Below are 18,937 nucleotides of genomic sequence, written 5' to 3'. Positions count from 1 at the left end.
AATGTAGGCCGGGTAAGGCGAATGCCGCCACCCGGCAAWGCATCGCATTACACCGCGCCCATCATGTAGGCCGGGTAAGGCGAAGCCGCCACCCGGCGCAAATCGCTTAGCTCGAGCAGCTCACTTCCAGACGCTTACCCCAGTCCGGCGGGCGGCTGACGTAATCGTCTCCCCTGTCCGCAAAGGGCGTACGCAGTGCAATATGCAAACGCTCAAGCTCTGTCATGTCACCCTGCTCCGCCTGTTCAATGGCGCGCTGAGCCAGCCAGTTACGCAGCACCATCGCCGGGTTCACCGCTTGCATCTGCGTCTGCCGCGTCACATCGTCAACGCCTTCCAGTTGCAGACGCGCACGATAATCCACAAACCAGGCATCAAACCCGGCCCGATCTATAAATTCATCGCGCAGCGGCGAGCTGGCGCTCTGCTGCTCCGTCTGACTGAGCATACGGAAGGTACGGGTGTAGTCGCTGCCCTCCCTTGCCATCAGCGCGAACAGCCGGTTCAGTATCTCGTTATCGCCCTTCTGTTCTGTCGTGAAGCCCAGTTTACTGCGCATTAATGCGCCATATTCCCGCAGCAGCACCTGCTGGTAGTTTTCCAGCGCCTGATTAAGGACTTCCACCGCGATAAACGGCGACAGCGTCTGCGCCAGTTTTTGCAGATTCCACAACCCCACCCCAGGCTGATTATCAAAACGATAGCGGCCCTGATAATCGGAATGGTTACAGATATAACCCGGCTGGTAATCGTCGAGGAAACCGTAGGGGCCATAATCAATGGTCAGGCCGAGAATCGACATGTTATCGGTGTTCATCACCCCATGAGCGAAGCCGACGGCCTGCCAGCGCGCAATCAGCGACGCCGTCCGGCTCACCACATCGTTAAACCACAGGGCATACTTATCCGCCTCATCCTGCAGCTGCGGCCAGTAATGCCGAATAACGAAATCCGCCAGCTTCTGCACTTTTTCCGGTTCGCGACGGTAGTAAAAATGTTCGAAATGCCCGAAGCGCACGTGACTTTGCGCGATACGGATCATCATCGCCCCCTGCTCAACGGTTTCCCGGCGCACCGGCGTGTCGCTGGTGACGATCGACAGCGCGCGCGTGGTGGGGATCCCCAGATAATGCATGGCTTCAGAGGCCAGACTTTCCCGGATAGTGGAACGCAGCACGGCGCGACCGTCACCCATTCGTGAATACGGCGTCAGACCTGCGCCTTTCAGATGCCAGTCGCGGGTGGTGCCATCAGCCAGCAACTGTTCGCCGAGCAGAATGCCGCGCCCGTCGCCAAGCTGACCCGCCCATACGCCAAACTGGTGGCCGCTGTAGACCTGCGCCAGCGGTGACATGCCAGGCAGCAGCGCCTCGCCGCCCCATACGCCCGCGCCTTGCGTAGTAGTGAACAGCGAGGCAGGAATACCGAGCGTTTCGGCAAGGGGTTCGTTATGCCAGACCAGGCGCGCATTTTGTAGCGGCGTGGGTTGTAGTGCGGTGTAAAACTCCGGCAGCTCATCGCGCCAGTGGGTAGTAAAAGAAAGGGTCATGTTTCCTCCTGCATTAAGTGTAGTGGGTAATGCGGAGGTTAAACACGGGACAACCTCAGGGTTATCCCTGTACCAGCGTGGTCAGGTCAGCCACCGTCACCGGCGGCCATAACGCCCCCATCATCGCTGAGAAATGAAAAGGTAAAACACGCTGGCGGGAAAATTCATTATCAATGCCGTCGATGATAATCGACTGACAATAAGGTTTTACCTGGCTAACCACGGCGCGCATAAAGGGTTCGAAGGAGCGAGAGGTTAATCGATGATGGACAAAGTTTTTATCCAGAATCACCTGTTTAAACAGTCCATCAAATACCGCCCGGGTGGAACTTTTTCCTGCGCCGAAATTTTCCAGCATCAGGGAATAACGTTCCGCGAGGGCAGAAAGTTGTGGATGCGCAGCCCCTTTATTCAAATCGGGATAATTCTCATTAATAGAAAATCCCAGAAATGGAAAACGTTCCACGTTCGCCGCCAGTTCAGCATCGCTTAAAAGCGCCCCGGCAATCACTGGCGTTATATTAATCCAGGCCGGAATGCTGTGCTGGATAAAAAAGAGCTTACAGGATTCAAGCAACGCCAGCTGTTCTGAGAACAGCGTCAGGGCTGTCTGTGCGGGGAGTTGCGCCAGTAACTCCCCGGCAGACGTATGGATGTGCCCATCCACGCCAATAAGATTGACGATAATCTGCAGGCCTTCCAGTTTGCCCTGCGCGCTACGGGCGGGCTGTAATAACAGCTCGGTGCGCCATGTGCTTTCAAGCGTCAGGATCATATCGCCAGTCCCATGATTAGGGTGTTTCCCGGCTCGCTAACAAAGGTATTAATACCATTCAACCCAGGGGGCTTAAGACGAAATACTTTCATTTTTTCCTTTTTAATTGCGGTTCATCCTTTGCCCTAAGGCAAATCTTATCCCGAATAAACTATAATAGCCAGTAACGAAAATTTCATTAACACATTAGTTTAGAAATATTAACAGTTTAATTAATTAGGATGATTTACCAGGAGTAATCCGTGACGGAATAAGTGGTTAAGAAAAAAACAATAAGAGAAAGGAGATATTCACCCACCATTAGGGGTGGGTGAATGGGAGATTTATATGCGGCGGGCCTGCCAGAAGTTTTTACGCCAGTAAACATTATCCAGCGATGAGCGCATCACCCCCCGGCTGGTGGAAGCATGAATAAACTGATTGTCGGTATCATAAATGCCGACGTGCAGACCGTTTTCACCCGACCCCGTTTTGAAAAACACCAGATCGCCCGGCAACAAATCGTCCTTGTCGATTTCGGTGCCAATCTTTGCCTGCTGGCGGGTTTCGCGAGGCAGTTGCAGATCGAACTTGTCTCTGAAAGTCATCAGTACAAAGCCGGAACAATCCACGCCGCCACGGCTCATACCGCCATAACGGTAAGGCGTGCCGCGCCAGTTGCTGAGCTGATCATTAAGACCGGCGATAACGGTGATCGAGTCGGAAAGACGGGGATTTGGCGGCGGCGCGCGATGGCTGCTGCACCCTGCCAGAAACAACGCTGCTGCGAGTAAAAACCAGTAACGCATACCGGACGCATCCTTTACTTTATTATTTCAGCAGAAATTTAGCCTGTGTGTTGTGTCCTGCGCAAGTTACCATTCACTTAGCGGGCGGAAATCAGCACGCTATGCCCCTCAATGTTCAGGCGACGAAACGGGATCTGATAGGCTTTTTCGAGATTGACCGGCGTCATCACATGGTCACGCGTGCCACTGGCGACCAGCTGCCCCCTGCGCAGAAGCCATGCACGGTGCGCGTGGCGCAGCGTATGATTAAGATCGTGGCTGCTCATGACAATCGTCACCCCCGCCGCGCACAGCGCGCTGAGCAGCCTGTCCAGCGCAGCTTGCTGCGCCACGTCGAGACTGTTCATCGGCTCATCCAGTAACAAGAGTTGCCCGTCAGCATTTGCCTGCGGATGGATCTGCAAAATGACTGCCGCCAGCCGCACGCGCTGCCATTCACCGCCGGAAAGCTGACTGGTGGCGCGTCCAAGCTTATCGCTCAGGCCAAGCGCGGCGGCGACTGACTCGCAGAGCGCCGCGTCCGGGTTGTGCGGTTGATGCAACGACAGAAAATGCCATACCGGCATGGAGAACGGCGGCATCTGCTGCTGCGCAAGGTAAGCGCGGTGGCGGGCAAGGGAGGTGGCGGGCCAGGCGTCCAGGGATGTGTCGTTAAACATCACCCTGCCCTTGCCCTGAGTCAGCCCGGCCATACGCGCCAGCAGTGTGCTTTTACCGGCACCGTTGGGGCCGACCAGATGCAGGATCTCGCCCCTGCCGATCTCGCCGCTGAGCGGACCGAGTCGGCCCGGCGCCTCCACATCCTGTAATTGCATCAACGCCGACATTATTTCGCCAGCGCGGCCTTAATGGCTTCCATGACAATTGGATCTTCAGGAGTCATGTCCGGTGAGAAACGCTGCACCACCTGGCCGTCACGACCAATGAGGAATTTTTCGAAGTTCCACAGGATGTCATCCGGATACAGCGGCGCACGGCCTTTACTGGCCAGACGCTCATGGAAACCGCTCGCTTCCGGCGCAACGGCGGTCGGGGCGGCTGCAATCAGTTTCTGATACAGCGGGTGACGGTTTTCGCCGTTGACGTCGATTTTGCTGAACATCGGGAAGGTCACGCCATAGGTGGTGCTGCAGAAGGTTTTGATCTCTTCTTCGCTGCCCGGCTCCTGACCGAGGAACTGATTGCACGGGAAACCGAGCACCACTAATCCGGCGTCTTTCCAGGCTTTCTGGATATTTTCCAGCTGTTCATACTGCGACGTCAGGCCGCATTTAGACGCGACATTAACGATCAGCAGCACTTTACCTGCGTATTGTTCAAGCGTCGTGTGTTCGCCATCAATGGTGATCACGTCGGTATGTAAAATATCATGTTGCATAACATCCCCTTAGTTTGCAGATCGTATAGCCGGGTCTTAGCGCCCGGCCTTTAATAATAGCCAGATAAATACAGGTGCGCCCAGCGTGGCGGTCACAACGCCGATGGGAAGCTCTGCCGCGCTGAGCGCCAGACGCGCCACAATATCGGCGAACAGCAGCGCCGCCGCCCCTGCCAGCGTACAGGCGGGCAGCAGCACACGATGATCGGTCATACCACACAGACGCAGAATATGGGGAATAACCAGGCCGATAAAGCCAATCGCCCCGGCCAGCGCCACGCTCACGCCGACCATCCAGCCGGTGGCGACCACCAGCACGTTGCGCCACAGCCACAGCGGCAACCCCAGCTGACGGGCGGAGATTTCCCCCAGCGCCAGCATGTTAAGCGGCTGCGACTGAAGGCATACCCACGCCATCACCGGGACCAGCGCCAGCATCAGCCAGCTCTGCTGCCAGTCGACGCCACCAAAACCGCCCATCATCCAGTACATCAGCTGGCGTAAATCAAAAGACGTGGAAAAATAAATAGCCCAGGTCATGAGGGCGCTACAGATAATGCCCAGCGCGACCCCCGCCAGCAGCAGTCGGCTGGTGGAGAGATGACGCCGAGCAAAACGCAACAGGATCAGCGTAATGACCAGCGCCCCCAGAATGGCGCACAGCCCCAGCGCCCATTCCGGCAGCATACCCTGGCCGAGCAGCACGGCAGCAATCAGCCCGACGCCCGCCCCGTTCGACACGCCCAGTAGCCCCGGCTCCGCCAGCGGGTTTTCAAACAGCGCCTGCATTACGGCCCCGCACAGCGCCAGCGCGCCGCCCACCAGCATCACCGCCAGGGTTCGCGGCAGGCGAATTTGCCCGACGAACAGGCGACCGCTGTCGCTAAGCCAGGCGTTGGGCGCGATCCACTGGTCCCCGGCGCACAGGCTGAGGGTGCAGGCGATAAGCAGTACCAGGGCGAGGATACACAGTCTGCGGCGATCGCGACGGTGCTGAAGACGGGCAAGTGCCTGCATAATGTCCGGGATACGGTGAAATGATGTGTTTGATTTTAATGCTGATATTGCAATGAGGAAAGAAAAAAGGCCGCGATGGCGGCCTTTTTGGTTAGTTCAGATTACTCTGCTTTGGGCGAAGCGTTTTCAACGCGGCTTTTTAACTTCTGGCCGGGTCTGAAGGTCACCACGCGCCGGGCTGTAATGGGAATATCTTCGCCCGTTTTCGGGTTACGTCCCGGGCGTTGATTCTTATCACGCAAATCGAAATTACCGAAGCCAGAGAGTTTCACCTGTTCACCGTTTTCCAGAGCGCGACGGATCTCTTCGAAAAACAACTCTACAAGCTCTTTGGCATCCCGTTTGCTAAGCCCAAGCTTATCAAACAGATATTCTGACATTTCAGCTTTTGTTAGCGCCATAGGTTCAATCCCTCAATGATGCCTGGAATCGCTCTTTTAATGCCTCTACGCATCTGGCAACGGTAGCGGCAATCTCCTCTTCTTCGAGTGTACGGCTGTTATCCTGAAGGATCAGGCTGATAGCGAGGCTCTTATAGCCCTCCGCCACACCCTTGCCGCGGTACACGTCAAATAAGTTTACGCCAACTACCTGATTTACGCCAACTTTCTTACATTCGGCCAAAACATCTGCTGCGGGTACATTTTCAGCGACCACAACAGCGATGTCGCGGCGGTTTGCCGGGAAGCGGGAAATCTCCTGCGCCTGAGGCACCACGCGGTCTGCGACCTTGTTCCACTCCAGCTCAAACACGATGGTACGACCATTGAGATCCAGCTTGCGCTCCAGTTCAGGATGCACAACACCAATGAAACCAACGCGTTCACCTTTCAGATAAATCGCGGCAGCCTGGCCCGGATGCAACGCCGGATTGGCCTCTGCCTGGAACTGAATCTCGTTCAGTTTGCCGGTCAGATCGAGCACGGATTCCAGATCGCCTTTCAAATCATAGAAATCAACGCTCTCTTTTGCCAGATTCCAGTGTTCATCGTGACGGTTGCCACAAATAACGCCCGCCAGCATCAGATCCTGACGGATACCCAGATCCGCTGTGGTATCCGGCACAAAACGCAGGCCGGATTCAAAAATGCGCACGCGGTTCTGCTGACGGTTCTGGTTATAGACCACGGTTGTCAGCAGCCCCGTCCACAGGGACAGACGCATGGCTGACATTTCGCTGGAGATCGGGCTTGGCAGGATCAGCGCTTCCGCGCCCGGATGCACCAGTTGCTGCACCTTAGGATCCACGAAGCTGTAGGTAATGACTTCCTGATAGCCTTTGTCGATAAGCAGCGTTTTCACGCGCTTCAGCGACAGATCCGCTTCGCGGTGCTGACCCATGATCAGGCCAGCCTGCACCGGCTCGTCCGGAATATTGTTGTAGCCGTAAATACGGGCGACTTCTTCAACCAGGTCTTCTTCAATCGCGATATCGAAACGCCAGCTCGGCGCCACAGCCTGCCACTGGTCCTGACCTTCGGTGACTTCACAGCCCAGACGGCGCAGGATGTCGCTGACCTGCTCATCGGCAATGTGATGACCAATCAGACGATCCAGTTTGCTGCGACGCAGGGTGATGGTCGCCGCTTTCGGCAGCGCGGCGTCATTGGTCACGTCAATCACCGGACCGGCATTGCCGCCGCAGATGTCGATCAGCAGACGGGTGGCGCGCTCCATGGCTTTGAACTGCAGCGCCGGATCCACGCCACGCTCGTAACGGTGGGACGCATCGGTATGCAGACCGTGACGGCGTGCGCGGCCGGTAATGGACAGCGGGCTGAAGAATGCGCATTCCAGCAGTACGTCCTGGGTCTGGTCATTCACGCCGGAGTGTTCGCCGCCGAAAATACCGGCCATCGCCAGCGCCTTGCTGTGGTCAGCAATTACCAGGGTGTCGGCATTGAGTTTGGCTTCGTTGCCGTCCAGCAATACCAGGGTTTCGCCCTCTTTCGCCATTCGCACCACGATGCCGCCGTCAATGCGGTTCAGATCGAAGGCGTGCATCGGCTGGCCGAGTTCCAGCAGCACATAGTTGGTAACGTCAACCACGGCATCGACAGAACGAATACCACAGCGGCGCAGCTTCTCTTTCATCCACAGCGGCGTCGGCGCGCTGACGTTGATGCCTTTCACGACGCGGCCCAGATAACGCGGGCAGGCATCGGCGGCTTCAACGGCGATCGGCAGCGTATCATTGATAGTTGCGGCTACGGGCGCGATTTCCGGCTCCATCAGCGGCGCCTGGTTCAGCACCGCCACGTCGCGGGCAACGCCGATAATGCCGAGGCAATCGGCGCGGTTTGGCGTCACGCTGATTTCGATGGTGTTATCGTCAAGCTTCAGGTAGTCGCGCAGGTCGGTGCCAATGGGCGCATCGGCGGGCAATTCGATAATGCCGTTATGATCGTCGGAAATACCCAGCTCGGAGAAGGAGCAGAGCATGCCTTCAGACGGCTCGCCGCGCAGTTTTGCCGCTTTGATTTTGAAATCGCCCGGCAGCACAGCGCCAACGGTTGCCACTGCCACTTTCAGGCCCTGACGGCAGTTCGGCGCGCCGCAGACGATATCAAGCAGGCGGTCGCCGCCGACGTTGACTTTGGTGACGCGCAGTTTGTCGGCGTTCGGGTGCTGACCGCACTCCATCACTTCACCCACTACCACACCGTTAAAGCGGCCTGCGACCGGCTCCACGCCGTCCACTTCCAGACCCGCCATGGTGATTTGATCGGAGAGCGCGTCGCTGTCGATCGCCGGATTAACCCATTCGCGTAACCACAGTTCACTGAATTTCATTATGTTGTCCTGCCTTATTTAAACTGTTTGAGGAAACGCAGATCGTTTTCGAAGAATGCACGTAAATCGGTTACGCCGTAGCGCAGCATGGTCAGACGTTCCATACCCATGCCGAACGCGAAGCCGGAATAGATTTCCGGATCAATGCCGACGTTGCGCAGCACGTTCGGATGCACCATGCCGCAGCCCAGCACTTCCAGCCATTTGCCGTTTTTACCCATCACATCCACTTCCGCGGACGGTTCGGTGAACGGGAAATAGGACGGACGGAAGCGGATCTGCAGATCTTCTTCAAAGAAGTTACGCAGGAAGTCGTGCAGCGTCCCTTTCAGGTTGGTGAAGCTGATGTTGGTATCAACGATCAGGCCTTCCATCTGATGGAACATTGGGGTGTGCGTCTGGTCGTAATCGTTACGGTAAACGCGACCTGGCGCGATAATACGGATCGGCGGCTGCTGGTTCGCCATGGTGCGGATCTGTACGCCAGAGGTCTGCGTACGCAGCAGGCGGGTGGCATCGAACCAGAAGGTGTCGTGATCGGCGCGCGCCGGATGATGACCCGGAATATTCAGGGCATCAAAGTTATGGTAATCGTCTTCGATTTCCGGGCCGGTGGCCACGGTAAAGCCAAGCTCGCCGAAAAAGCTTTCGATACGATCGATGGTACGGGTTACCGGATGCAGACCACCGTTTTCAGTGCGGCGTCCCGGCAGGGACACATCGATGGTTTCCGCGGCCAGACGGGCGTTCAGCGCGGCGTTTTCCAGATCGGCTTTGCGGGCGTTCAGCGCCTGCTGCACCTGCTCTTTGGCTTCGTTGATCACCGCACCGGCTGCCGGACGTTCTTCAGCTGGCAACTCACGCAGGGTGGTCATCTGAAGGGTCAGTTGCCCTTTTTTACCCAGATATTCAACGCGCACATTATCTAATGCGGCAATATCTGAAGCCTCGTTAATGGCTGCCCTGGCGCTGGCAACCAGCTCTGCGAGATGTGACATGGTTTTCCTCATTATGTCGGTGCAGACACCGTTATGGTGGTCTCTTATTTTTAAAAATCAGGCATAAAAAAAGCCTCCATCAGGAGGCTTTCTGGCGCTGTTTTTCGTTTCTTCTTTCACGCGCTAGCCTCCCGGATTCAGGTGCTAAAGTAAAAAAAGAAGCGGAAAATAGCAGCATTCATGCTTGCGTTACCTTGTGTGGAAAAACCGATACTGCCTATTGAAAAGGCCGGACGACGAATTGTCAACAAAATGACGGTATTACAAATAAAAAAGAGGGAGCTAAGCCCCCTCTCTTCACTGGCTTATGCCAGAGCTGCTTTCGCTTTTTCGACCAGGGCAGAGAATGCCACTTTGTCGAATACAGCGATGTCAGCCAGAATCTTACGGTCGATTTCAACAGAGGCTTTTTTCAGGCCGTTGATGAATTTGCTGTAAGAAATACCGTTCTGACGTGCTGCTGCGTTAATACGCGCAATCCACAGTTGACGGAACTGACGCTTTTTCTGACGACGGTCACGATAAGCGTACTGACCTGCTTTGATAACAGCCTGGAAGGCAACGCGGTATACGCGTGAACGCGCACCGTAGTAACCTTTAGCTTGTTTCAAAATTTTCTTGTGACGTGCACGTGCAACTACACCACGTTTTACGCGAGCCATGTGTGCTCTCCTGTATCTATTCTTAAAAAGTTAAAAGGTTAACGACTTATGCGTACGGAAGGCACGCGATTACCAGACCCAGATCGCCTTTAGAAACCATGGCTTTCGGGCGCAGGTGACGTTTACGCTTAGTAGCTTTTTTGGTCAGAATATGACGCAGGTTAGCGTGCTTGTGCTTAAAACCACCTTTACCGGTTTTTTTGAAGCGCTTAGCAGCACCGCGTACGGTCTTAATTTTTGGCATTTTAATAACTTCCACTTCGCATTGTTAATAAACGAAACAAAGGCGAATCAGTCCCGTGAGCGTGGCCCACAGGAATGATTACTTGATGGCCTTACTGTTTCTTCTTAGGAGCAAGCACCATGATCATCTGGCGGCCTTCGATCTTCGTAGGGAAGGATTCGACCACTGCCAGTTCACCCAGATCTTCTTTCACGCGATTAAGCACTTCCATACCGATCTGTTGGTGGGCCATCTCACGACCGCGGAAACGCAGTGTGATCTTGGCCTTGTCACCCTCTTCGAGAAAGCGAATCAGGCTGCGGAGTTTTACCTGATAGTCACCTTCATCTGTACCAGGTCGGAATTTAATTTCCTTAACCTGGATAACTTTTTGCTTCTTCTTCTGTTCCTTAGAAGATTTGCTTTTTTCATAGAGGAACTTGCCGTAATCCATTATACGACAAACGGGCGGCTCGGCGTTAGGGCTAATTTCTACTAAATCGACCCCGGCTTCTTCAGCTTTTTCCAGAGCTTCTCTCAAATTCACAATACCAAGCTGCTCGCCTTCCAGACCTGTTAAGCGAACTTCTGTGGCGCGAATCTCGCCATTGATGCGATTCGGTCGCGCCGTTTGAACTCGTTTTCCGCCTTTAATACCTTATTCCTCCAGTTGTTGAAGACTGCGGCTGCGAATCTCTTGTTGCAGCTTCTCGATAACGTCATTTACGTCCAGGCTACCCAGGTCTTTACCACGACGGGTACGCACGGCGACTTTGCCGGCTTCAACCTCTTTATCGCCACAAACCAGCATATAAGGGACACGACGTAAAGTGTGCTCGCGGATTTTAAAGCCAATCTTCTCGTTTCTCAAGTCTGCTTTAACGCGAATGCCGGCATTTTGCAGTTTGCGGGTCAATTCGTTGACATATTCAGCCTGAGAATCAGTAATATTCATCACCACTACCTGCACTGGCGCAAGCCAGGTCGGGAAGAAGCCCGCAAATTCTTCGGTCAGGATGCCGATAAAGCGCTCCAGTGAACCGAGGATCGCGCGGTGAATCATTACCGGAACTTGTCGCTCGTTGTTTTCGCCCACATAGGAGGCGCTCAGACGAGACGGCAAGGAGAAGTCCAGCTGTACCGTACCGCACTGCCATGCACGATCGAGGCAGTCATACAGGGTAAATTCAATTTTCGGACCGTAGAACGCGCCTTCACCCAGCTGATATTCAAACGGGATGTTGTTTTCTTCCAGCGCGACTGCCAGATCCGCCTCAGCACGATCCCACATTTCATCGCTACCGATACGTTTTTCGGGGCGAGTGGAAAGTTTGACGACGATCTTCTCGAAGCCAAAGGTGCTGTACATATCGTAGACCAAACGAATACAGGCGTTCACTTCATCACGCACCTGCTCTTCTGTACAGAAGATATGGGCGTCATCCTGAGTGAAACCACGTACACGCATCAGTCCATGTAATGCGCCTGACGGCTCATTACGGTGACAACTACCAAACTCTGCCATACGCAGCGGCAGGTCACGGTAGGATTTTAGACCCTGATTGAAGATCTGCACGTGACCCGGGCAGTTCATCGGCTTGATGCAGTATTCACGGTTCTCCGAGGAGGTGGTGAACATCGCATCTTTATAGTTGTCCCAGTGGCCGGTTTTTTCCCACAGCACACGGTCCATCATGAACGGGCCTTTCACTTCCTGATACTGGTACTCTTTCAGTTTAGAACGTACAAAAGTTTCCAGTTCACGGAAAATAGTCCAGCCATCGTTATGCCAGAATACCATACCCGGCGCTTCTTCCTGCATATGATACAGGTCGAGCTGTTTACCGATTTTACGGTGATCGCGTTTAGCGGCTTCTTCAAGACGCTGTAAATAGGCGTTCAGCGCTTTTTTATCTGCCCATGCGGTGCCGTAGATACGCTGCAACATTTTATTGTTGCTGTCGCCACGCCAGTACGCGCCCGCGGTTTTCATCAGTTTAAAGTGATGGCAGAAACGCATATTCGGCACGTGCGGACCACGGCACATGTCGACGTATTCCTGATGATGATATAAGCCAGGCTTATCATCGTGAGCGATGTTTTCATCAAGGATAGAGACTTTGTAGCTCTCGCCGCGGGACGCGAAGGTTTCACGCGCTTCGTGCCAGCTGACTTTTTTCTTGATGACATCGTAATTGGTTTCGGCGAGCTCGTGCATACGTTTTTCGAGCGCGTCGAGATCTTCCTGCGTCAGGGTATGGTCAAGGTCAATATCATAATAGAAGCCATTATCGATAACCGGACCGATAGCCATTTTGGTATTCGGCCACAGTTGCTTAATGGCATGACCCAACAGGTGCGCACAGGAGTGACGAATAATTTCCAGACCATCTTCATCTTTTGCGGTGATGATAGCCAGCTGCGCATCGTTTTCTATTAGATCGGTTGCATCGACCAGCTCGCCATTAACACGTCCGGCGATACACGCTTTCGCGAGACCAGGACCGATATCAAGTGCAACATCTAATGGGCTTACGGCTTTATCGAAGTGACGTTGACTGCCGTCAGGAAGGGTAATAACTGGCATTTTATATCCTTATTTGCAGTGGTGACCCACACGAAAGATCACATACAAAACTATTTTCTAATAATTATCAGCAGTTTAGATAAGGCTTTCCGCTTCACTCTGCGGAATCTGTGCAGGGTTTAACAACCGCACCCTTACCCTCTGCGGATAAGCTCACCCCTGATACTACACGTCTATGCCGTTGGTTTAAAGACTCATCAGGGGAAATACGGGTCAGGCCGTGTTCGATAACGCTTTAATAACCGCCTCCATGGCGACTTTGGTTAATTCAGACCGGACGATACGCTGGTTAGCAAGCGAGGTACGTAATACGCCAGCAATAACGATATGCTTCGGCTCCTGGCCCAGATCGCGCATCTCCAGCACCACTTTACCCACTACGCGGCACATCTCCTGGTATAACTCGTCGTCTTTCGCCTGATTTCCCACATTTACCCCTTTAATTAATCGTGCTGGTCGGCTGTAGCTCAACGAAAAATAGCGATGGCGTCAAGCTAAGCCTTAATATTGCGTGAAGCTACGGGCGACTCATTCACAGTGCTTATGTAAATTCCGGCTTTACATAAAATCCGCTGGCTTCGGCTAAGTGTCTGGTATGTCGAAATTTTAGACTTATTCTTGCCCTGATGCCTGTGAAGAACGCCAGCAATACTGAAGATTTGCATTAAAGTCATGGCGTATTTTGCCGATGACCTGGTTATCCGGGGCCAAGAGAATCGTTAAGAAACGCACATGCAAGCTATTAATCATAATGCGATCGCCGGGCTGAATCTGGTTGCGAGGCAAAGCACCACATCGCTCCTTTCGCAAACCATTGCCAGGCTGTCGTCAGGATTACGCATCAATTCAGCCATGGATGACGCGGCCGGGCTTGCTATTACCAACAGAATGCGCTCGAACATTAATGCCGACACGGTGATTTCCCGTGGGCTGGATGACGCGACCAGTCTTGCACAAACCGCAGACGGAAGCCTCGGGTCGGTGGCAAATCTTTTGATCCGCGCTAAAAGTCTTGCCATTCAGTCCGTTAATGACACACTGTCTGAAAGCGACCGGAGCAGCATCCAGAATGAATATGAAAGTATTCTGGCCGGGATCAACGATCTTTCCGAACAAACGGAAATTTTTGGTAAATACCCGCTGGCTACGGCGAACCCGGAACTGCCCCCTGCCCTGATTGGCGACGTGGCGCCGATCAGCAGTAAATTTCCCGTTGCCGGTAGCAATTATACCTTTAGCTCAGGGGTGGTACCGCTGGCTTATTTACCCGCGGGTTCGACCAATATCAATCTGACCATCGACTCCCTCGGTCTGGATGATGACATTCAGCTGTTTACCCGTGATGGCAAGCATCTGGCGGGCACGCCCTTTACCGGGCCGGATCCGGATTATACCTGGGTCAGCCGCGGCATCACCGATGCGGCGAAAGCCGACAGTAAATTGCTGACCGCGGCCAACGGTTTTCAGAGCGGCGCAACGTATGATGACAGCCAGCTTATCGAAGGCGGCGCGGCCTGGAACCTCAACGGCAGCGCGACGCTGAATTATAACGGCATGACCATCACCTACAGTGGCGATGGCGATCGTTATGAAGACCGGGGCATAGGCGCGTACAACGACGGCTCGAATGGCACCAACCGCCTTGAGCGCCTGACCATCGATAACGTCAGTGAAGACCTGATCGTGGTGATCGTCGGCAGCGGTTCCTTTACCAGCAACCTGACCTGGGGAAATCTGCCTGCGCCGACCATCACCCCTGCCACACCGCCGAAAAAGAGTGGTCCGATGGAGGTGATCACCAGCGCCAATTTTGGCGATGATATTCAGGCAATGACCATGACCGCCACGCCAGCCGACACCAAAACGCTGGGCATTCGCGACACCAGCCTGAGTTCGGCGCAGTCAGCCAGTAGCGCCATGGGCGCGCTTGATAACGCGCTGGCAAAGGTAAGCGGCTATCGCGCGCAGTACGGGGCCTGGATGAACCGCTTTGATTCAGCCAAATCGGTATTGTCACAACAGACGCTCTCCACCCAAACGGCTCAGAGTCGTATTATGGATGCAGACTACGCGCTGGAAACCAGTAAGCAAATAAAAGCGCAGATTTTGCAGGAGAGTCAGAACGCGGTTTTGAAGATTGCGAATCAGCTGCCGGAGAATTTGCTGACCTTATTACGGACATAAAAAAACCGGTACGTCGCAATCCGGTTTTTTAATCGTAATAAGCGAAGTTAATAACGAAAGCGGGAAGCGGATTAATACCACTCTCCGGCCACCAGCGTTTTAACATTAAAAGCATCATCGGCGGAACGGCCGGTAGACGGTGCGCCTGGCTGAATGTTAGAACCGGCTTCGATATCTTTCGCCTGGAAAGTAGTCGAGGGTTCGGTGGTGTCACTGGCAGGTGTATACGCGCTGTCAGCAGCGAAAACGCCAAAGGACAGGGCTGAAAGCACCGCTGCTGCTGCGATAGTTTTAAATGTTTTCATAATGATTCTTCTCTTTTTAACTTAATACCGTACGTCTGGTTGGGCATTATTGACCCATGACAGTAAGTTTAGAGCTGGATCACACTTTTGAACAGTCGAATAATTTATCAAATCTTGTCAAATAAATTGAATGTGTGTCCGAAGAGATAAATGAGGAGAAATTATGGAGAAACGTAATTTTTAATAAGCTAAAACCGCATATTGATATTTTAAGCGCGTCATTAATTAATCTGAAATATATAAAGCGGGCCGAAAATTTCGGCCCAAAATCAATTACATCTTATAACCTAACGACACGACCGTACGACGATCGGTGTGCTCCGGCGCGGAGGCCGGTGGCTCAGAGTTCCAGGTAACGTTATATGCCACCTTCAGGCCAAAGTGTTCGTTAATCGCCACATTCAGCGCGGTTTCAGAGTTCAGCGTCGTATCATCAGCGCCAAATACCGAAACACCCTGCGTGAACTTAGTGTTATCTGTCATCTGCCAGGCATAAGTCCCTGACGCATAACCCAGCGGCTGTGTTTTGTTGTCGCCGTCGGTGTACTCGTCATAACGTACGCCCGGACCGAATTCAAAACGCAGGCTGTGCACCGGACCATTCAGGAACTGGCGACCATAACCAGCGGTGAGGATATCACGCTGACGATAACCGTTGTAACGGTCGGTCAACCAGCTGGCCTGGCCAAACAGATAATCCGCATCGGTCACGTTGAAGCGCGAGCGTCCGCCCACCGCATATTTCTCAGACGAGCGCTCGTCATTCGAAGAGGTGTTGCTGGCGTTGCCCCACAGGGACCAGGCGGTGGTATTACCGTACCAGGTCAGGGTGGAGTCAGCGGTCAGCGAGGAACTCTTGGTGTTACCTGACTGGGCCAGGTAGCCTGCGTTCAGATTACCTTCAAAGGGTTTCTGTGCAGTGGAGGGGTCATCCATGACAGTAAAAACGGTATCATCTGCGGCAGCATTCAGTGACGCAAGCACGCCTCCCGCAAGCATAACAACTGCGGGTACTGTCTTTAAAAGCTTCATTTATAAAGAGTCCGTACAACAAAAAAAGAGACCATCACGGTCCCGGAAACTTACATCAGGATCAACGCGTAACTGTCCTGAGAAAGGTAACAAATTATAAAAAGGCTCAATTAACATAGCAATGAATTCTTATTTCATTTTTTGAATAAGAGAGCTCTCAAACCGGCATTAAGTGTATATCAACCTGACGCAAATTAAATTCAACTTCACAAGATAAATCATACGTTTATTTACGTTGCTATCTGCCGGAACGGTGCCAGGCTTAAAAGATTCACGCTAAAAGGAGGTAAAGATGACCCGCATCTATACATTAACGCTTGCCCCGTCGCTGGACAGCGCGACCTTAACGCCGCAAATTTATCCCGAAGGTAAACTCCGTTGTACTGCACCGGTATTTGAGCCGGGCGGCGGCGGAATTAACGTTGCCCGCGCCATTACCCATCTGGGCGGCAAAGCCACGGCCATTTTCCCGGCCGGCGGCGCGACCGGCGAACATCTTACCGCTCTGCTGGCAGATGAAAACGTCCCGACACAGAGCGTTGAAACCCAGGACTGGACCCGTCAGAACCTGCATGTGCATGTTGAGGCCAGCGGCGAGCAGTACCGATTTGTGATGCCGGGCGCTGCGCTCAGCGCCGATGAATTCCGCAAACTGGAAGAAAAAGTGCTGGCTATTGAGAGCGGCGCGCTGCTGGTTTTAAGCGGCAGCCTGCCCCCCGGCGTGCAACTGGAGGCCTGGGTGCAGTTGATTAAAGCCGCCCAGCAGCAGGGTATCCGCTGCATTATCGACAGCTCCGGCGATGCCCTGACCGCCGCGCTGGAGATTGGCAACATTGAACTGGTGAAGCCCAACCAGAAAGAGCTGAGCGCGCTGGTAAATCGCCCGCTCACCCAGCCGGATGACGTGCGCAAAGCGGCGCAGGAGCTGGTAAACAGCGGCAAAGTCCGTCGCGTGGTGGTTTCGCTGGGGCCTCAGGGCGCGCTGGGCGTTGACGGCAGCGAGTGCGTGCATGTGGTGCCGCCGCCGATGAAAAGCCAGAGCACCGTGGGTGCCGGTGACAGCATGGTCGGCGCCATGACCCTGAAGCTGGCGGAAGGCGCTTCTCTGACGGAAATGGTGCGTTTTGGCGTGGCGGCAGGCAGCGCGGCGACCATCAATCAGGGTACGCGTCTGTGCGGCCATGAGGACACGCAGAAAATCTACGATTATCTGGTTCGTCATTAATTCCCCTTTCCCCTGCCGCCTGGCGGGGGAAATCATCCATCCCTGTGGTCGCCAAATTTCTCACGTCGACTATGCTAAAAAAACTTTCAGGATAACAACGAGGTGAACGATGAGCAGTGGTGACATTACGCGCTATGTGGTGACGATCAAATTTCGCGAAGATAATCTGAGTGAAATTAACGAACTGAATAACCATTTCACGCGCGCCGGATTTTTACTGACGCTGACCGACGATGATGGCAAGGTACATGAACTCGGCACCAACACTTTTGGTCTGATCAGCGCCATGAGTGAAGAGGAAGTCAAAGCGCAGTCCGCTGCTCTGGCGGAAAGCGCGCTGGATAAACAGCCGGAAATTACCGTTTCCCGCTGGGAAACGTGGCAAACAGAGCAGCAAAAAGCACAATAAGTGCCATTGCACACAGCAGGCGGCTCAGGTGTGCGTTAGTTCTTATTTTGTTCCGCATCAGTGCGCTAACCTTATGATCTGACAGATAACATGGGGAGAGACATCATGTGGCAAGCGATAAGTCGTCTGTTGAGTGAATCCTTTGGCGAGGGTGAAATCGAATTCCGGCACGAACTACCGGGCGGTGAAATCCACGCAGCCTGGCATATGCGCTACGCAGGACGCGATTTTTTTGTTAAATGCGACAGCCGCGAACTGTTACCCATCTTTACGGCGGAAGCCGATCAGCTTGAACTGCTCTCCCGCAGCCAGACCGTCAGCGTTCCCCCTGTCCGGGCCGTTGGCGCGGATCGCGATTACTGTTTTCTGGTGATGGATTATCTCCCCGCCCGCCCGCTGGATGCGCACAACGCGTTTTTGCTGGGACAACAGCTTGCCCGTCTGCATCAGTGGAGCGATCAGCCGCAGTTCGGGCTGGATTTTGATAATGACCTTTCCACCACGCCGCAGCCCAACGCCTGGCAGCGACGCTGGTCAACGTTTTTTGCCGAACAGCGTATCGGCTGGCAGCTGGAGCTGGCTGCCGAAAAAGGGCTGGAGTTCGGCAATATCGACGCCATCGTGGAGCATGTAAAACAGCGTCTGGCGTCGCACCAGCCGCAGGCCGCGCTGCTGCACGGCGATCTGTGGTCCGGCAACTGCGCGCTTGGTCCGGACGGCCCCTTTATTTACGATCCCGCCTGTTACTGGGGCGATCGCGAGTGCGATCTGGCGATGCTGCCCCTGCATACGGATCAACCCCCGCAGATCTACGACGGTTATCAGTCCGTATCCCCCCTGCCCGCTGGCTTCCTCGATCGCCAGCCGCTCTATCAGCTTTATACGCTGTTTAACCGCGCGATATTATTTGGCGGACCGCATCTGGCGACGGCGCAGAAAGCGCTGGATCGTGTCCTTGCGGCGTAAAAGTGAGTGCCATCGCCGGGTGGCGCTGCGCTTACCCGGCCTATAT

At 54.0% G+C, this 18,937-nt stretch carries 21 protein-coding genes and 1 other annotated feature; of the genes, 4 read left to right on the top strand and 17 right to left on the bottom strand.

What is annotated here, in order from left to right; genetic code table 11:
- Positions 1–106: 106 nt before the first annotated feature.
- From selO to fumD, 15 genes are all read right to left on the bottom strand, one after another.
- On the bottom strand, positions 107–1,549 hold the full coding sequence (gene selO / locus QRD42_RS13590; RefSeq protein WP_321987364.1) for a protein adenylyltransferase SelO: 1,443 nt from the start codon (positions 1,547–1,549) through the stop codon (positions 107–109).
- 61 nt (positions 1,550–1,610) lie between these two features.
- A complete protein-coding gene (locus tag QRD42_RS13585; RefSeq protein ID WP_321987363.1) occupies positions 1,611–2,324 on the bottom strand; it encodes an EAL domain-containing protein in 714 nt (237 codons plus the stop codon).
- A 323-nt stretch (positions 2,325–2,647) separates the two neighbouring features.
- A complete protein-coding gene (locus tag QRD42_RS13580) occupies positions 2,648–3,112 on the bottom strand; it encodes a C40 family peptidase (RefSeq protein WP_072568274.1) in 465 nt (154 codons plus the stop codon).
- A 77-nt stretch (positions 3,113–3,189) separates the two neighbouring features.
- Entirely contained in the window at positions 3,190–3,939 is a 750-nt protein-coding gene (btuD, locus tag QRD42_RS13575) for a vitamin B12 ABC transporter ATP-binding protein BtuD (protein ID WP_321987360.1), read from the bottom strand.
- The gene (locus QRD42_RS13570) at positions 3,939–4,490 is read right to left on the bottom strand and encodes a glutathione peroxidase (RefSeq protein WP_072568272.1); all 552 of its coding nucleotides are present in this window, start codon (positions 4,488–4,490) and stop codon (positions 3,939–3,941) included. The genes btuD and QRD42_RS13570 overlap by 1 nt, the downstream gene beginning before the upstream one ends.
- A 36-nt stretch (positions 4,491–4,526) precedes the next feature.
- The gene (gene btuC / locus QRD42_RS13565) at positions 4,527–5,507 is read right to left on the bottom strand and encodes a vitamin B12 ABC transporter permease BtuC (protein ID WP_321987358.1); all 981 of its coding nucleotides are present in this window, start codon (positions 5,505–5,507) and stop codon (positions 4,527–4,529) included.
- Positions 5,508–5,608: 101 nt separating this feature from the next.
- Positions 5,609–5,908 (bottom strand): integration host factor subunit alpha, encoded by a 300-nt coding sequence (gene ihfA / locus QRD42_RS13560; RefSeq protein WP_006820203.1) that lies wholly within the window; start codon positions 5,906–5,908, stop codon positions 5,609–5,611.
- Positions 5,909–5,912: 4 nt separating this feature from the next.
- On the bottom strand, positions 5,913–8,300 hold the full coding sequence (gene pheT, locus QRD42_RS13555; protein WP_318363112.1) for a phenylalanine--tRNA ligase subunit beta: 2,388 nt from the start codon (positions 8,298–8,300) through the stop codon (positions 5,913–5,915).
- Between the two features lie 14 nt (positions 8,301–8,314).
- Complete coding sequence (gene pheS / locus QRD42_RS13550) at positions 8,315–9,298, bottom strand: phenylalanine--tRNA ligase subunit alpha (protein ID WP_321987354.1); 984 nt, start codon at positions 9,296–9,298, stop codon at positions 8,315–8,317.
- 63 nt (positions 9,299–9,361) lie between these two features.
- Positions 9,362–9,485 (bottom strand) — a sequence feature (Phe leader region).
- Positions 9,436–9,480: a pheST operon leader peptide PheM gene (gene pheM / locus QRD42_RS13545; RefSeq protein ID WP_001386830.1), complete on the bottom strand. Its 45-nt coding sequence runs from the start codon at positions 9,478–9,480 to the stop codon at positions 9,436–9,438. It overlaps the preceding feature by 45 nt.
- A gap of 118 nt (positions 9,486–9,603) precedes the next feature.
- Entirely contained in the window at positions 9,604–9,960 is a 357-nt protein-coding gene (rplT, locus tag QRD42_RS13540; protein ID WP_045442118.1) for a 50S ribosomal protein L20, read from the bottom strand.
- Between the two features lie 46 nt (positions 9,961–10,006).
- Positions 10,007–10,204 carry a 50S ribosomal protein L35 gene (rpmI, locus tag QRD42_RS13535; protein WP_001124225.1) on the bottom strand — a complete coding sequence of 66 codons (198 nt, stop codon included), beginning with the start codon at positions 10,202–10,204 and terminating at the stop codon, positions 10,007–10,009.
- 91 nt (positions 10,205–10,295) lie between these two features.
- Positions 10,296–10,838, bottom strand: coding sequence for a translation initiation factor IF-3 (infC, locus tag QRD42_RS13530; protein WP_072568267.1), 543 nt, complete (start codon positions 10,836–10,838; stop codon positions 10,296–10,298).
- 3 nt (positions 10,839–10,841) lie between these two features.
- Positions 10,842–12,770, bottom strand: a complete 1,929-nt coding sequence (gene thrS, locus QRD42_RS13525) for a threonine--tRNA ligase (protein ID WP_318363113.1) — start codon at positions 12,768–12,770, stop codon at positions 10,842–10,844.
- A 213-nt stretch (positions 12,771–12,983) separates the two neighbouring features.
- Positions 12,984–13,199 (bottom strand): fumarate hydratase FumD, encoded by a 216-nt coding sequence (gene fumD / locus QRD42_RS13520; protein WP_072568265.1) that lies wholly within the window; start codon positions 13,197–13,199, stop codon positions 12,984–12,986.
- A 303-nt stretch (positions 13,200–13,502) separates the two neighbouring features.
- Between fumD and QRD42_RS13515 the strand changes: the two genes are divergently transcribed.
- Positions 13,503–14,954: a flagellin gene (locus tag QRD42_RS13515; RefSeq protein ID WP_318363114.1), complete on the top strand. Its 1,452-nt coding sequence runs from the start codon at positions 13,503–13,505 to the stop codon at positions 14,952–14,954.
- 71 nt (positions 14,955–15,025) lie between these two features.
- On the opposite strand, the gene QRD42_RS13510 is transcribed toward QRD42_RS13515, so the two are convergent.
- Together QRD42_RS13510 and QRD42_RS13505 are read right to left on the bottom strand one after the other, a co-directional pair.
- The gene (locus QRD42_RS13510; protein WP_321987342.1) at positions 15,026–15,259 is read right to left on the bottom strand and encodes a hypothetical protein; all 234 of its coding nucleotides are present in this window, start codon (positions 15,257–15,259) and stop codon (positions 15,026–15,028) included.
- 273 nt (positions 15,260–15,532) lie between these two features.
- On the bottom strand, positions 15,533–16,291 hold the full coding sequence (locus QRD42_RS13505; protein ID WP_072568262.1) for a YdiY family protein: 759 nt from the start codon (positions 16,289–16,291) through the stop codon (positions 15,533–15,535).
- A 292-nt stretch (positions 16,292–16,583) separates the two neighbouring features.
- On the opposite strand from QRD42_RS13505, the gene pfkB reads away from it, so the two are divergent.
- The 3 genes from pfkB to QRD42_RS13490 all read left to right on the top strand — a co-directional run bounded on the left by pfkB (position 16,584) and on the right by QRD42_RS13490 (position 18,891).
- Entirely contained in the window at positions 16,584–17,516 is a 933-nt protein-coding gene (gene pfkB / locus QRD42_RS13500) for a 6-phosphofructokinase II (protein WP_072568261.1), read from the top strand.
- A gap of 109 nt (positions 17,517–17,625) precedes the next feature.
- Entirely contained in the window at positions 17,626–17,925 is a 300-nt protein-coding gene (gene ghoS / locus QRD42_RS13495; protein WP_321987341.1) for a type V toxin-antitoxin system endoribonuclease antitoxin GhoS, read from the top strand.
- Positions 17,926–18,030: 105 nt separating this feature from the next.
- Positions 18,031–18,891 (top strand): fructosamine kinase family protein, encoded by an 861-nt coding sequence (locus QRD42_RS13490; RefSeq protein ID WP_321987340.1) that lies wholly within the window; start codon positions 18,031–18,033, stop codon positions 18,889–18,891.
- Positions 18,892–18,937 lie beyond the last annotated feature (46 nt).

The sequence above is a fragment of the Enterobacter sp. PGRG2 genome (assembly GCF_030291195.1).
In the GTDB taxonomy this organism is placed as follows: Bacteria; Pseudomonadota; Gammaproteobacteria; order Enterobacterales; family Enterobacteriaceae; genus Enterobacter_D.
Note: the sequence above shows the minus strand (reverse complement) of the source record. Positions and strands in the feature narration are given on the sequence as shown.

Excerpts from the sequence above, each read along its gene's own strand:
- QRD42_RS13585 (WP_321987363.1), bottom strand. The coding sequence starts at position 2,324 with ATGATCCTGACGCTTGAAAGCACATGGCGCACCGAGCTGTTATTACAG.
- QRD42_RS13515 (WP_318363114.1), top strand. The coding sequence starts at position 13,503 with ATGCAAGCTATTAATCATAATGCGATCGCCGGGCTGAATCTGGTTGCG.
- QRD42_RS13510 (WP_321987342.1), bottom strand. The coding sequence starts at position 15,259 with ATGAAAACATTTAAAACTATCGCAGCAGCAGCGGTGCTTTCAGCCCTG.
- QRD42_RS13490 (WP_321987340.1), top strand. The coding sequence starts at position 18,031 with ATGTGGCAAGCGATAAGTCGTCTGTTGAGTGAATCCTTTGGCGAGGGT.
- btuC (WP_321987358.1), bottom strand. The coding sequence starts at position 5,507 with ATGCAGGCACTTGCCCGTCTTCAGCACCGTCGCGATCGCCGCAGACTG.
- rplT (WP_045442118.1), bottom strand. The coding sequence starts at position 9,960 with ATGGCTCGCGTAAAACGTGGTGTAGTTGCACGTGCACGTCACAAGAAA.
- selO (WP_321987364.1), bottom strand. The coding sequence starts at position 1,549 with ATGACCCTTTCTTTTACTACCCACTGGCGCGATGAGCTGCCGGAGTTT.
- QRD42_RS13505 (WP_072568262.1), bottom strand. The coding sequence starts at position 16,291 with ATGAAGCTTTTAAAGACAGTACCCGCAGTTGTTATGCTTGCGGGAGGC.
- ihfA (WP_006820203.1), bottom strand. The coding sequence starts at position 5,908 with ATGGCGCTAACAAAAGCTGAAATGTCAGAATATCTGTTTGATAAGCTT.
- pfkB (WP_072568261.1), top strand. The coding sequence starts at position 16,584 with ATGACCCGCATCTATACATTAACGCTTGCCCCGTCGCTGGACAGCGCG.
- pheS (WP_321987354.1), bottom strand. The coding sequence starts at position 9,298 with ATGTCACATCTCGCAGAGCTGGTTGCCAGCGCCAGGGCAGCCATTAAC.
- thrS (WP_318363113.1), bottom strand. The coding sequence starts at position 12,770 with ATGCCAGTTATTACCCTTCCTGACGGCAGTCAACGTCACTTCGATAAA.
- ghoS (WP_321987341.1), top strand. The coding sequence starts at position 17,626 with ATGAGCAGTGGTGACATTACGCGCTATGTGGTGACGATCAAATTTCGC.
- pheT (WP_318363112.1), bottom strand. The coding sequence starts at position 8,300 with ATGAAATTCAGTGAACTGTGGTTACGCGAATGGGTTAATCCGGCGATC.
- QRD42_RS13570 (WP_072568272.1), bottom strand. The coding sequence starts at position 4,490 with ATGCAACATGATATTTTACATACCGACGTGATCACCATTGATGGCGAA.
- QRD42_RS13580 (WP_072568274.1), bottom strand. The coding sequence starts at position 3,112 with ATGCGTTACTGGTTTTTACTCGCAGCAGCGTTGTTTCTGGCAGGGTGC.
- rpmI (WP_001124225.1), bottom strand. The coding sequence starts at position 10,204 with ATGCCAAAAATTAAGACCGTACGCGGTGCTGCTAAGCGCTTCAAAAAA.
- btuD (WP_321987360.1), bottom strand. The coding sequence starts at position 3,939 with ATGTCGGCGTTGATGCAATTACAGGATGTGGAGGCGCCGGGCCGACTC.